At 66.6% G+C, this 12,696-nt stretch carries 13 protein-coding genes and 3 pseudogenes; 7 read left to right on the plus strand and 9 right to left on the minus strand.

The features are described 5' to 3' along the window. Positions 1–9 precede the first annotated feature (9 nt). Both ACO0M4_RS09760 and ACO0M4_RS09765 read left to right on the plus strand, forming a co-directional pair. Positions 10–327, plus strand: coding sequence for a hypothetical protein (locus ACO0M4_RS09760; protein ID WP_430369397.1), 318 nt, complete (start codon positions 10–12; stop codon positions 325–327). Between the two features lie 168 nt (positions 328–495). Then, positions 496–1,491: pseudogene (locus tag ACO0M4_RS09765) on the plus strand (IS1380 family transposase); the annotation flags it as partial. 137 nt (positions 1,492–1,628) lie between these two features. Here the strand turns inward: ACO0M4_RS09765 and ACO0M4_RS09770 are convergent. Both ACO0M4_RS09770 and ACO0M4_RS09775 read right to left on the minus strand, forming a co-directional pair. Next, positions 1,629–2,348 (minus strand): cation transporter, encoded by a 720-nt coding sequence (locus ACO0M4_RS09770; protein ID WP_430369398.1) that lies wholly within the window; start codon positions 2,346–2,348, stop codon positions 1,629–1,631. Positions 2,349–2,350: 2 nt separating this feature from the next. After that, positions 2,351–2,686: an ArsR/SmtB family transcription factor gene (locus ACO0M4_RS09775; RefSeq protein WP_430369399.1), complete on the minus strand. Its 336-nt coding sequence runs from the start codon at positions 2,684–2,686 to the stop codon at positions 2,351–2,353. Positions 2,687–2,973: 287 nt separating this feature from the next. Between ACO0M4_RS09775 and ACO0M4_RS09780 the strand changes: the two genes are divergently transcribed. Next, positions 2,974–4,218, plus strand: a complete 1,245-nt coding sequence (locus ACO0M4_RS09780; protein WP_430369401.1) for an IS110 family transposase — start codon at positions 2,974–2,976, stop codon at positions 4,216–4,218. A 25-nt stretch (positions 4,219–4,243) separates the two neighbouring features. Further along, a pseudogene (locus ACO0M4_RS09785) lies at positions 4,244–4,624 on the plus strand (transposase); the annotation flags it as partial. 201 nt (positions 4,625–4,825) lie between these two features. Here the strand turns inward: ACO0M4_RS09785 and ACO0M4_RS09790 are convergent. The 3 genes from ACO0M4_RS09790 to ACO0M4_RS09800 form a co-directional block, all read right to left on the minus strand. Beyond that, entirely contained in the window at positions 4,826–6,064 is a 1,239-nt protein-coding gene (locus ACO0M4_RS09790) for a tyrosine-type recombinase/integrase (protein WP_430369402.1), read from the minus strand. 125 nt (positions 6,065–6,189) lie between these two features. Beyond that, entirely contained in the window at positions 6,190–6,444 is a 255-nt protein-coding gene (locus ACO0M4_RS09795) for a hypothetical protein (RefSeq protein WP_430369403.1), read from the minus strand. A gap of 147 nt (positions 6,445–6,591) precedes the next feature. Next, entirely contained in the window at positions 6,592–6,804 is a 213-nt protein-coding gene (locus tag ACO0M4_RS09800; protein ID WP_430369404.1) for a hypothetical protein, read from the minus strand. 263 nt (positions 6,805–7,067) lie between these two features. Here ACO0M4_RS09800 and ACO0M4_RS09805 point away from each other — a divergent pair, with 263 nt between their 5' ends. The 3 genes from ACO0M4_RS09805 (at position 7,068) to ACO0M4_RS09815 (ending at position 9,664) form a co-directional block, all read left to right on the plus strand. Further along, positions 7,068–7,733: an RNA polymerase sigma factor gene (locus ACO0M4_RS09805; protein ID WP_430369405.1), complete on the plus strand. Its 666-nt coding sequence runs from the start codon at positions 7,068–7,070 to the stop codon at positions 7,731–7,733. Between the two features lie 67 nt (positions 7,734–7,800). Next, a complete protein-coding gene (locus ACO0M4_RS09810; protein ID WP_430369406.1) occupies positions 7,801–8,103 on the plus strand; it encodes a hypothetical protein in 303 nt (100 codons plus the stop codon). A gap of 64 nt (positions 8,104–8,167) precedes the next feature. Then, positions 8,168–9,664 (plus strand): hypothetical protein, encoded by a 1,497-nt coding sequence (locus ACO0M4_RS09815; protein ID WP_430369407.1) that lies wholly within the window; start codon positions 8,168–8,170, stop codon positions 9,662–9,664. 129 nt (positions 9,665–9,793) lie between these two features. Here the strand turns inward: ACO0M4_RS09815 and ACO0M4_RS09820 are convergent. From ACO0M4_RS09820 to ACO0M4_RS09835, 4 genes and pseudogenes are all read right to left on the minus strand, one after another. After that, positions 9,794–10,162: pseudogene (locus ACO0M4_RS09820) on the minus strand (single-stranded DNA-binding protein); the annotation flags it as partial. Positions 10,163–10,225: 63 nt separating this feature from the next. Then, on the minus strand, positions 10,226–11,269 hold the full coding sequence (locus ACO0M4_RS09825; RefSeq protein ID WP_430369408.1) for a peptidoglycan-binding protein: 1,044 nt from the start codon (positions 11,267–11,269) through the stop codon (positions 10,226–10,228). A 96-nt stretch (positions 11,270–11,365) separates the two neighbouring features. Then, entirely contained in the window at positions 11,366–12,010 is a 645-nt protein-coding gene (locus ACO0M4_RS09830; protein WP_430369410.1) for a hypothetical protein, read from the minus strand. A gap of 11 nt (positions 12,011–12,021) precedes the next feature. Then, a complete protein-coding gene (locus ACO0M4_RS09835) occupies positions 12,022–12,663 on the minus strand; it encodes a ParB N-terminal domain-containing protein (RefSeq protein WP_430369411.1) in 642 nt (213 codons plus the stop codon). Between the last annotated feature and the right edge of the window lie 33 nt (positions 12,664–12,696).

A 12,696-nucleotide genomic window follows, 5' to 3' on the forward strand; every position in this document is an offset into this window, starting at 1 on the left:
GAGCGCCGGATGGAGTCGTGCTGGGTCTACCACCGCGCGGCCTACCGCTGCAGCCACGGCCACTCCAGCGCCACCACACCAGAGCCAGGTCGGCCCCGCAACGCCTACGTACGCGAAGACCACATCCTCCCCCACCTGCCAGCCCTCGCCATGCGGATCACCGCCGCACAGGACGGCGAGATCCCGAAACCAGGGACCGGCACACCACCCACCGAGTCCGAGGCGATCGAGCGCCTTCGCGCCGAGGGCATCACGCTGACCTACGACCCGAAGGCCAACACCGTGACCACCGACACCGAGCAACGAGAAAGGATCCTGATCGCCTGATCCCCAGCCGCCAGCAGCGGTCACCAAGAGGAAGGGAGGACACTAGCCTCGCGCTTTCATGAGCGTGCTCGTCCATGCCTTGATCAAATAAGCGGAGAGTGCTCCTGACCTGCAACGATGGGACTTGTCTAGGGTCCTGTTGGCTGCACGGAAAGAAGCACTCTCCAGGTGAGCAAGCGTATCGGGTTGTACCCGCGTGTCCGTGTCGAGGGCGGTGGCAGCGGGGCGGTCTCGCAGGCCGGGGCGGTGCTGCTGGTCGAGACGGTCGGCAAGGTGGGCCTGGACACCGCGATATCGGTGGCATTGGCACCGTGGCGCAAGCCGCGGGCAGTGCACGACCCGGGCAAGGTTCTGCTGGATGTCGCGCTCGGAGTCGCTCTGGGCGGGGACTGCCTCGCCGATGTCGCCATGCTGCGGGCCGAGCCCGACGTGTTCGGCCCGGTGGCGTCCGACCCCACGGTCTCACGACTCATCGACGCCCTCGCCGCAGCCGGACCGAAGGCGCTCACCGCGATCCGGTCGGCGCGGGCCGAAGTACGGTCGCGGGTCTGGGAACTGGCCGGGGCGAACGGTCCGGCCGCCGACGCTCACGTGATCGTGGACATCGACGGCGTGCTGGTCCTTGCGCACTCCGAGAAGCAGGACGCCACCGCGACCTGGAAGAAGACCTTCGGCCATCATCCGCTCGTCGCGTTCGTCGACCACGGCCAAGCCGGTTCCGGAGAGCCGGTGGCCGCGCTGCTGCGGCCCGGCAACGCAGGCTCCAACACCGCGAGCGATCACATCACCACCACCCAACTCGCCCTGGCCCAACTCCCCAAACACCTGCGGCGGGGCCGGCAGACACTGATCCGCACGGACTCTGCCGGCGGCACCCACGCCTTCCTCGACTGGCTCTCCCGCCGGGGCCGGTGGCTGTCGTATTCCGTCGGCATGACCATCACCGACGCCATCCACCAGGCCGTCCTGAAGATCCCGAAGAAGGCGTGGACACCGGCTTACGACGCGGGCGGCACAGAGCGGCCCGGCGCCTGGGTCGCGGAGATCACCGACATGCCCGACCTGAGCACGTGGCCCAAGGGGATGCGGCTGATCGTCCGCAAGGAACGGTCGCACCCCGGCGCCCAGTTGCGCTTCACCGACGTCGACGGACTGCGACTGACCTAATCCGGTGTTAGCGGCGGTCACGTGGGCGGTGGGCGGATGCCTTAAGCAGACTGGGCGTTCGAAGCCTCACAGCAGAGCGGTGGCGTTCAGCGTCCCCGGGGCCGCCGCCACGAATCAGGTAGCGACGGCTGACGTCAGCTGCAGCAGTCGCCGCCGGGGCGGCAGCCACAGGCGTCCGTCTCCTGCTGCTGAGCGGGGATGGTGGCGGCCGGGACCGCGCAGCAGCCCTTGCCCTGCCAGGCGTCGCGGCCTTCCTTCACGGCGATGACGGCGATGACGAGGGCGGCGACCGGGTCGGCCCAAGACCAACCCAGTGTGGCGTTGAGGAGCAGTCCGGCCAGGAGGACGGCGGAAAGGTAGGTGCACAGGAGTGTCTGTTTGGAGTCGGCGACCGCGCTGGCGGAGCCGAGCTCGCGCCCGGCCTTGCGCTGGGCGGCGGACAGGAACGGCATCACCGCGAGCGACAGGGCGGCGATGACGATTCCGGGTATGGACCGTTCGGCCTCGCCGGTGCCGGTCAGGGCGCGGACGGCGTCGACGGTGACGTACGCGGCGAGCGCGAAGAACGACATCGCGATGATCCGCAGGGTGCGCTGTTCGCGGGCCTCGCGGACGGCGTGGTCGGCGGCGGAGAACTGCCAGGCGACCGCGGCGGCGGAGGAGACTTCGATGACGGAGTCGAGGCCGAAGCCGATCAGGGCGGTGGAGGAGGCGAGGGTGCCGGCGGTGATCGCGACGACCGCCTCGATGACGTTGTAGGTGATGGTGGCTGCGACCAGCAGCCGTATTCGCTTTGCGAGGGCGTCGCGGCGGGCCGGGGAGGGCCCGAGAGATAGCGATATCTCAGCGGCCATGGTCAGCAGCAGCCCTTCTCGTCCGCGTCGGGGCAGGCGCGGTCGGCCTCGACGGCCACCACGGCGGTGCGCAGGTCGTCGAGGGCGTGGCCGAGGCGGTCGTCGGCGAGTTCGTAGCGGGTGCGCCGGCCGACCGGCACGGTGACGACCAGGCCGCAGTCGCGCAGGCAAGCCAGGTGGTTCGACAGCCTTGTGCGGGAGATCTCCAGAGTGTCGGCGAGGTCGGCGGGATGGGCCGGGGCTTCGCGCAGGGCGAGCAGGATGCGGCAGCGAATCGGGTCGGCCAGGGCGCGGCCGAACCGGGCCAGCACCTCGATGTCAGGAGCGAGAGTCAGCACACCACCGAAGATACACAGATCCGTGAATCCATGCAATCGTGAATTCACAGGATCGCTGCGCGAGTCAACACCTGTCGCTTCATTGCGCGTTGGTGTTGGTGGTGCGAGCCCACCGCACGGTGACCTCTTGAAACGCCCGAGCCAATGAGCTCCTGCATAGATCGAGGCCCGTGGGGCGAGCTGGTGCCACGAACAGCTACTGAGGTGGCGGACCAGCCGATGCGGCTGAGTCCTTGGATTAGGTCGCTGCGTGGCCCGCGTGAGCTCGTGACCAGCGCAAACGCACCATGAGGAGGAAGATTTTGATCTACTGCGGCATCGACTGGGCGGAACGCACCCACGACGTGGCCCTGGTCGACGACAGAGGCCAGTTACTGGCCAAGCGGCACATCACCGACGACGCCTCTGGCTACAAGATCCTGCTGGACCTGCTCGCCGAATACGGCGACACCGAGGAGAACCCCATCCCGATCGCGATCGAGACATCCCGCGGCCTGCTGGTGGCAGTGCTGCGGACTGGCAAGCGGCAGGTGTTCGCGATCAACCCGATGGCCGCCGCCCGCTACCGCGACCGGCACTCCGTCTCGCGCAAGAAGTCCGACCCCGGCGACGCTCTGGTCCTGGCGAACATCCTCCGCACCGACATGCACGCCCACCGGCCGCTGTCCCAGGACAGCGACCTAGCCCGCGCCGTCGCCGTGCTGGCACGCGCCCAGCAGGACGCCACCTGGAACCGCCAGCAGATCTCCAACCAGCTCCGCTCCCTGCTCCGGGAGTACTACCCGGCCGCCCTGGTGGCCTTCGAGCCATGGAAGAACGGCCTGTGCCGCCCGGAAGCCCACGAGATTCTCAAGCTGGCGCCAACCCCGGCTCGCGTGGCTCGGCTGACCCGCACACAGCTGCAGGCCGCACTCAAGCGGGCGGGCCGGCAGCGCGGAATCGGAGCCGAAGCCGACCGGCTCCGGGAGGTCTTCCGGGCTGACTGGGCCCACCAGCCCCCGCTGATCGAGGAGGCACTGGGCAAGCAGATGCTCGCCCTCCTGGTCCAGTTGGAGGCCACCTGCACCGCCGCCGACGACCTTGCCAAGGCGGTCGAGGAAGCTTTCCCTCAGCACCCGGACGCTGAGATCATCCTCAGCTTTCCCGGCCTCGGCGTCCAGATCGGCGCCCGGGTGCTCGCCGAAATCGGAGACGACCGCATGCGGTTCGCTGACGCCCGCGGCCTCAAGGCATACGCCGGCTCCTCGCCCATCACCAGGGCCTCCGGCAAGAAGTCCAGCATCCACCGCCGATGGGTGAAGAACGACCGACTCAACCACGCCGGCTATCTCTGGGCGTTCTCCGCGATCACCGCGTCACCCGGCGCAAAGGCCCACTACCGACGCCGCCGCGACGACCACGGAGACTGGCACGCCGCCGCCCAGCGCAACCTTTTCAACCGCATGATCGGACAGCTCTACTACTGTCTCCAGAACCGCAAGCTGTTCGACGAACACACCGCCTTCCCCACTCAACTCCCAGCCGCAGCTTGACCCGTTAGACCCCTGAGGTGTCTGCTTCGCGACCAACACCCAAGGCGGCCAGCTCGCCGACCTTGAACTGCGCCACCGCAGGCGGGCCCGCTGCGAGGACCGCATCCGAAACGCCCGCGACACCGGCCTGCGCAACCTGCCCCTGCATGACACGGCACAGAACCGGATCTGGCTGGAGATCGTCTCCCTCGCACTCGATCTCCTCGCCTGGATGCCGATGCTCGCCCTGACCGCAGAAACGCGCCGCTGGGAACCCAAGAAGCTCCGCCTGCGACTGTTCTCCGCCGCCGCCCAGCTGGTCACCACCGGCCGCCGCCGCTGGCTCCGCTTCACCATGCGATGGCCCTGGACCGACGAAGTCACCCGGGCAATCGACCGGCTCAATGCCTTGCCGAGCCCCGGCTGACCAGCCACACCGACCGCCCCAACGATCCGCACCACCACACCGGGAAAGTGGAACCCGGCGCCCATCCGACGCGACAACCGGGCCCTCAACGTGCCCCAGCCCCGAAAAGACCGCACCTCGCAAACACAGAGTCCCCGTCAGCACACCGACGAGGACTCATGAACGATCGAGGTTAGAGGTGTGCGTTACAAGATGCAGTTGTCATGCAGCATCGCAAGCGAGCGGTGGCTTCGGCCGCGCCGTCAGGCTGGCAGCTACTGCCCCGTGCGTCTCACCATGGTCCCTCAGGAGATGGCTGTACGTGCGCCGGATCTGTTCGACGGAGTCTCCCACCCAAGCGGCCACAGTGTGCTCGGGGATTCTGTTCTGGAGGCAGGTGGAGATGAAAGTGTGCCGGAGGTCATGGAAGGTCGGGAGCTCCCCCTCCTCGTCCTTGATGCCCAGTTTCCGCAGCGCGGGCTTCCACAAGTTTTCATTGAAGTGGCTTCGGTCGATGAGGTTGTTGTGCGGTGTCTGGAAGACCGCACGTGCCGAACCGCGCTTGCACTCGCTGATCTTCTTCTTGTGTTCCCACAGCACGGCCTCTGTGGTCCTTGCTGGATAGCGCTCTCTGTGCTCGCCCAGCGCCTCCAGGAGGTACGGGGGTGTCGGAACCACCTTCTCGTTGAGGCGCGGGCTTGTCTTGAGCCGATTCACGAGGAGGCGCTTGAAGCCAGTCTCCTTGGTCGTGAGTACCTGTCGGCGCACCGTCAGCAGGCGGCGTTCGGTGTCGACATCTTCATCGCATATGCCGAATGCCTCTGCTTGGCGGTTTCCACAGGCGAAACCGAACATGGGGATGAGGCGGTAGCGCTCGGGAAACTCGTCGTATATCGCCCAACATTCGTCAGGGCTGAACACGTATGCGTTCGTCTCGCCCACGTACGGCCCGTCTACCTCGTACGTAGGATTGGCCGTGATCTGCCCATTCTGAAGGGCATCCTTCATGACCATCTTGAAGATCTTCCAGTGGTAGTCCGCTGTGGAGTTGGCGATCCCTTCGTTGGACTCCATCTCCTGGATCCAGCCTTCGACCTGTGCCTTCTTAATGGCTTTGATGCGGTGTTTGCCCCAGCGAGGGTTGAGATGCAACCGGATGGCTATCTCGTACTTCTCGACGCTGGTCTCCTTCGCCCGACGCCTGCCGAGCCAGTTGGCTGCCCACTGCTGGAAGGTGAGACTGGCCGCGATGGGCTCGGGCGCCGCACCTGGAGTCATATCGTCCAGGACTGCTTGCGCCTGGGCCTGGGTGATGCCGACGGACTCAGGGATAGTCGCACGGGTACGACGGCCCTCACTGTTCGTGAGGTTGTAGCTCCAACTGTGCTGGCATCCGCCCTTCTTGGGGCGGATTTGGTCGGGGCAGTCGCACCGTTTGTAGACGGTGGGCTTTCGTGCCACGGGGGCCTCTCGGAATCTTGGTCGAATCTTGCGGCGATGCCGCTACAGGAGATGGGCTGTGGCGGGAGGAAGCCAGCAAGCCGGTGCTGGAGCGACCGGCCAAGGCTTCACTGCCTTGGTTGGGTTCACTCCGTACGGGCATCGATCCATGCTTCGAAGTCGCGCTCCCGGACTCGAAGAATGCGATCGCTGATGCGCACGACGGGGATGTCCCAGGCCCGGTAGTTGTCGAGCACGGTGCGCTTGGGGACTTCCATCCGCTCGGCAAGCGTCTCGAAACTCAGCAATGCGTTTGAACCACCGCGGGGCATGGCTCTCCTTGCTCGTGCGTAGGGTTCCTTGGGCGGACCGTTCTGGCCGGATGCGTACTGGTCCGACACCGATACGTACGTAGATCAGCGAAATCTGTTACACGCGGGAAGCCGGACGTGGGTGCCGCGTGGTGAATGCGAGGAGGCAGACGCAGGGCACTGATCGGGCCGAAGCCTGAGATGGGGTGGTGTCGCCGAGTTCGAAGGGGTACTCGGTCAGCTCTGGCTGGTGCGGCGCGGTGCGGGGTGGATGCGCCTGATTTGCTGCGTCACTCCCTGGCCGCGGGTGCGCAAGACGCCACGACGCCGGCCGGTGCGTACCACGCTGATGGCGGCGACTTTGTCGATCTTGGCATACTGTGCGGCTGCTCCGAGGCTGATCCATTTCTCGAATGGCAGGAGCATCAGCACGCGGTCGGTTGCGCTCAAGGGGGGAGCCACAGGACGTAGTCCTTCCGGTTCGGGTCTTGTTCGGCACCGGGTTGCTCTCCCAGTACGTGTTCGCACGATATATCACGCCTGATGCCGCGCGGTATCGCTAGCCCGTTCGGAAAATTTCAGACATAGCCGGTTATGCTGCCCCAGCGTCGCGCCGGAAGTTGACCGTCCTCCTGCGAGGAACCGTGAAAGGTGGCCTGGTGCGGCACCGCGGTAGATCCGTGCAGCACCAACTCTTGGGGGGACATCACGTCGTGACCGACATTCTTGAGGCCCTTGTCGCGCGCGCAGCAGCAGGTGGGGAGGGCGGAGCCGACGCCATCTCGGCGCTGTACGACGAGCTGAACGACACCGTGTACCACTGGGCGCGGAGCTACATCCGTGACGGGCACGTCGCGGAGGACGTCGGCCAGGAAGTATGGCTGAAGGTGGCCCAGAACATCAGCCGGTACCGGCCTGGCACGAACTTCCTTGCCTGGCTTCGCGTAATCACGAAGAACACCGCGCTCGACTACCTGCGTTCCGTCCAGCGGCGCGCCTCAGAGGTTCTGTGCGCTGATCAGCTCGAACTTGACCGTCCGCGTATCGGCCAGGGGCCTGAGGAGTACGCGGAGAGGCGTGCTCTGGCTCATGCTGTTGCGACTTGCATGCATAAACTTCGGCCCGAGCAACAGCAGGTGCTCACCCTTCGCTTCTTCGATGGGCTCAGCCCTGGACAGGCAGCGCAAGTCATGGGTAAGTCCGACGGAGCTGTTCGGACTTTGACGGTACGGTCATTGCGTAAGCTCGCTGCAGTGATGCCGGCTGGAGAAACGTCTGCTCAATTGGTCGAAGAACTGCTGACGTCGGCAGTGAGCAGACGCGTTGTTGGTAAACGGGTTGAGACACGAGAGGCAAGGGCGCATGTCGCGACGCGCTGACCAGAGCGAGCGCCTGGAACGGGCGCTAGATGGCGGGCCCATTCCTCACGATGAGGACACCCAACGGATGCTGGCGAGTGCGGGTGCGCTGCGGCCCGGCTACCGGCGCAGTCCGGCGAGGGTGCGCGGGGCCAGGGACGCGATGCTCCGCGAGTACCTTCGGGCGCAGAATCCGCAGGAGACTCGTCAGGACGCGGGATCAGACGACGGCTTGGAAGAGCCGGAGATTCACCGTGAAGAGATGGAGCTGCCTGGCGGCGGCCACCTCGTCCTCACTGATATCGAATCGATCACTCCTGAGCGCGCCGAGAGGACGGCGGCTCGGATAGCCGAGATCCTGCGGAGCAAGGAAAGGGATCGGCAGAGTTGAGCAGCGCGATACCTGACGCCGGAGAGCGGTCGTGAGTTCGTCCGTACCTCCACTCCAAATCATCGTGCTCACCCCTGAGGCCGATGACGACGAGCTCACGGATGTGGGCTTGGTCTACGCCAATGGGCAACGTCATCTATTTCTGAAGCCGCAGAGTTTCGACTCCGCTGTGCGACAGGTCAGTTCGGTGATGCCCGACCTGCCGCTGGAGCAGGTTGAGCGCCTGGTGCGAGAGCACTGCGCGGAGTTCAAGGACTTCGACGAGCTGTTGGGTCCGGTCGAGGCTGCCCCGGCCGTGGAAATCCCGACGCCCCCGACAGAGCTGCCTCGCTCGGCGCGCCCTCGCTGGCGTGGCAAGAAATGGACCGTGGCTGCGGTGCTGGTGCCCACAGTCGCCGGCGCGTGGGCGCTGGGGCACTTCACTGGTGGCAACACGTTGACTGGAGTGGCAGGTGCCTCGGCCCCGAGCCACGCCACTACGACTGACCAGGCTGGGCCACAGCCGTTCGTCGACTCACAGTTCATGGACTTCTCCAATGCCGGGAAGATCAGTTGCAACCCCATCGACAACCTCGAAGCAGAGTGCACCGACTCTGACGGGATCGTGATGGCGACCAAAGCCGCCACCGGTCCGGACAGTACGATCTTCACTTTCTCGTACGGCTCACAACGCATCGGATTGCGCATCTTCGCAGACACTGAGTACGCAGCTACGTGGACGAAGCAGGACGCGTCCGTGGAGCTGTATCCCAACATGGATCGCGTGGGCCGGTATGTTCTGTGGGGCACGGACAAGGAACGCCTTGAGGTGTACCTCAAGTTGCTGCGCGCTGCTCCAACACCCCCGAAAGTTCCGGCTGTCGCCCGGCCGATGGGCAGCGTCGAGCCGCTCCCCGCGCGGCTGGCTGCGCTTGCGCTGGGCACGCTGGGCCTAGACGAACAGGAACTGCGCCGGATCCTTAGCGAGCCACAGGAGGCCGGGTTTGACAGACCCGTGGCGATGGCAGCTCGTGCCGTGCTTGGTATGACTGATGGGACGTCCCCATCTCTCCTGGATTCAGACGGGGACGACATCGTGGCACTGGCCGCGGGGATCGAGCGGCGGCCAGCGACGAGCTCACCGGGCACGGGCACGAGCACTCCCGAGGCCGTGGCGGTTGTCGATTCCGCGGCTTCGCAACCAAATTCCAAGGGCGAAGTACCCAGGCCGCCTCGACAGACTTCCCCCAGCACCGACCAGCCTCCGAACCCGAAGCCGGTCGAGGAGGAGCCGGTCGAGCGGAGGCCGATCCACGAGAAGCCGATCGAGGGAAGGCCCATCGAGGAGAAGCCCGTGAAGCCGGGCGGGCCGGCGGAACCTGAGCAGCAGAAGCAGCCTCCCACGGCACCCAACGACCCCGAACCGCCAGTCACCGAACAACCAACGCCCGAGAAAGCACCGAGGCCGGCGGACAACAGAGACGCCACGGACAAGAGGCCAGTTGTCCCGACCACGGAGGATGACGACTCGGACGGAGAGTTGTTGGTGCTGCCGCGAGCCTGGGTGGCCCCAAGCACCTAGGGATTAGGACGCGACGTGCGGGCAGACCGCATACCCGCGCGGCGCGTTCAACTGCCGAGTTGATCAGTAGGTCGGCTGTGGGCCAGCCCACTGATCGTCAGCGACTGGACGACCCGCCGGTGAGAGCGTGCGGGTACCGGTCTTGGCGATCTTCGCTGCGGCGTTGCGCAGGCTCGCGCCCACTTCCTCGACGTCGAGCTCGCAGACCGTGCGCTTCACGCCCTCGCGATCCTCGTACGACCGCTGCTTCAAGCGGCCCTGGACGATCACGCGGGTACCCCGCGTAAGGGACTCGGCGACGTTCTCCGCCGCCTGACGCCACACCGAGCAGGTCAGGAACAGGCTCTCGCCGTCCTTCCACTCGTTGGCCTGCCGGTCAAAGGTGCGGGGAGTCGAGGCGACGCGGAACTTCGCGACGGCGGCGCCGGAGGGAGTGAAGCGGAGTTCAGGTTCGTCGACCAGGTTGCCGATCAGGGTGATGACGGTTTCGCCTGGCACAGGATCGGGGCCTTTCGAATCGGCGGTCGGACCGCAGCAGGGCGGGTCGACCGGAGAAGGGGATCAGGAGAACAGCAGACGCCAGGTCAACGGGCCGGGGATGCCGTCCGGGACACCGCGCAGCTCCTTGCGGGAGCGCTGGAAGTCGGCGACGTTCTGGCGGTCTGAGTCCGTCCACTTCGGGCCGGGCCCGGACGTGTAGTGCGCCCCGAAGCCACGCTTTACGAGCTGCTTGCCGAGGATCGTGATGTGGCTGTTGTTCGTGCCAGGCCCGAAGTAGCTCGTGCCGGGGAACGGTGGCACGGGCTTGGCGGTGGCCTGGCCCGGCAGCGAGCAGAGGAGCTTCTTCAAGGAGTCCTCGCCGGGCACTCCGTCCGCGGCCTTGCCGCTGTACCCCAGCGACTTCTGGAAGTCGGCGTAGTTCTGGGTGTCGACGTCGGTCCAGGTCGGGCCGGGCCCGGAGGCGTAGTGCTTGCCGAAACCGCGCTCGACCAGTGCCTGCCCGACCTTGGTCACGTGGGAGCCCTTGGCGCCGTAGCCGTACGTCAGGCCGTTGATGGTGATCTGGTAGCGGGTGATGGCCGAGCCGGAGCCTGTGGAGCCGCCGGGGTCCGGGGCTGGCTGGTACGTCCCTGCTGGCATGCCTGCCTGCACCCAGGCGTAGAGCTTGGTGCCGGGGCAGGCCGTGGCGAAGCCGTCCTTGTGCCCGCGCTTGGCGAGGGGGCGGCCGGTCTTCCTGCACGCCTCCTCGTACAGCGCGCGGCACGCGGCGAGGGCGTTCGCACTGGGCTCCTGGCTGCCGCCGATGGCGATCTGTACCCCGATCCCGGTGACGTTGTGGTTCGGGCAGTGGGCGCCCTGAAGGGACCAGCCGCGGCCCTCGTAGACGTTGCCGGCCTGGTCGACGACGAAGTTGTAGCCCACCCCGGACCAGCCGTTGCCCAGGTGCTCGCTCTCGATCGCGCGCATGATCGAGTAGCCGGTGCGCGTGATCGGGGTGCCGCCGTCGTAGTGGACGAAGAACTCGGTGCGGCGGGACAGAGGGATGGTGGCAGGGGTGCCGTTCCAGGGCTTCGCGCCCCACTTGGCGCGGGAGATGATCTGCATGGGGGATGTGCCCTCCGGTGACTGTTGTCAGGGAGGCAGTACCGTGCAGGTTGGCCCCAGGTAGTGTCGCGCGCTGCCGTGCGAGGCGGCGGCCGGTCAGTCTTCGACCACCTCAGCGTCGATGACTTGGCCGTCCTCCAACTGGGGAGGGTCGGGATACTGCACCGCGAACAGCGTCTTGTTCAGCCTCTCGGCGAGAGCCGTGAGGTCGACGCGTTCCTCCTGAGCAGGTTCGCTGATGTCCAAGCCGGTGATCTCGACGGCGAGCGCGGCGTCCTTGCCGTAGTGGTGCCGGTGTTGGCGTTCCAGGTACCAAGCGTCAGCGCGCCAGTCGGGAGGGGTGCGGTCCTCGGTGACCTCTTCAACGATTTGCCCGGTCTCCGGGTCGCGGAATTTCCTTGTCGTGACCTTGGTGATGATCCCACCGTCGGCGACCCGGCGGATGTTGGCAACGGCGCGGGCCGCGGCTACGGCGCGAGCCGTGCGGACCTTCTCGAACAGGGCGACGTATGGGTCCTCCTCGTGGTTCGGGGTCTGCCCGTCTTCTCTTGCGGCGATCTCGGCGCGGCCGCGGGCCATCCACCGGCGGTAGGTCGAGCTGGAGATGCCGGCCGCCTCGACGGCAAGCTCGACAGCGATGCCGGTGCGGCACGCGGCGACGATCCGGCCCTCGACCGTTTCGGACAGCAGGGTGGGGCGCCCCCCGACGTCGCGGCGGCGCGGCTTGCGGCGGTTGGACATGTAGCCGTCTTTCAGCGGCCGGGCGTGAAGGCGTGCCCGCAGGCCGGGCAGGTGACCAGACGTGAGCGCCCTTCGTCGTCCGGGCTGAGCCCGTCGTCGCCCAGGCCGTCCGCACCGTCGTCAGAAAGGTGCAACGCTGGCACCTGGCCCTCGTTAAAGGCGCCGGGCAGTGTCTCGGGATCGACCTGGCGCAGCAGGGTCTCCAGCTCGTCCTCGGGAATGGCGAGCGAGTCGAACAGCTCGGCGTCGGCGGTCACGATGTCTTCGAGGTACGCGGCGAGGGAGCGCGGCTGCCAGCCGCCGTCAGCACCGATCTTGTTGAGTTTGATGTTCAGGGCCTTGGCCTCGGCGTCCGACCGGGATGCCCAGCCCCGCTGAACGGGCACGAGCCAGCCGCCGTCGTTGTCCAGGAGTATCCCGTCCGGGAGGGGGGTGCCGCGGCTCTGCATCTCGATCAGGGCTTCACAGCGGCCGTGCCCGCCGAGGATGGTACCCGTGCGCTCGTCGGCGATGGGCTGGTCGACGAAGCCGTGTGTGGCGATGCTCTCGATGATCCGCTCGACCTCGTGCTGCTTGGGGTTTCCGGGGGCGGGTGCGAGGTCGGTCAGCGGAACGTAGGTGGTGTAGCGGGGGGCGGGTACGGTCTCGGTCACGACAGTCCTTCCGGCGGTTCGAGGTGCCGGCGG

Source organism: Streptomyces sp. RGM 3693 (genome assembly GCF_050471125.1).
In the GTDB taxonomy this organism is placed as follows: Bacteria; Actinomycetota; Actinomycetes; order Streptomycetales; family Streptomycetaceae; genus Streptomyces.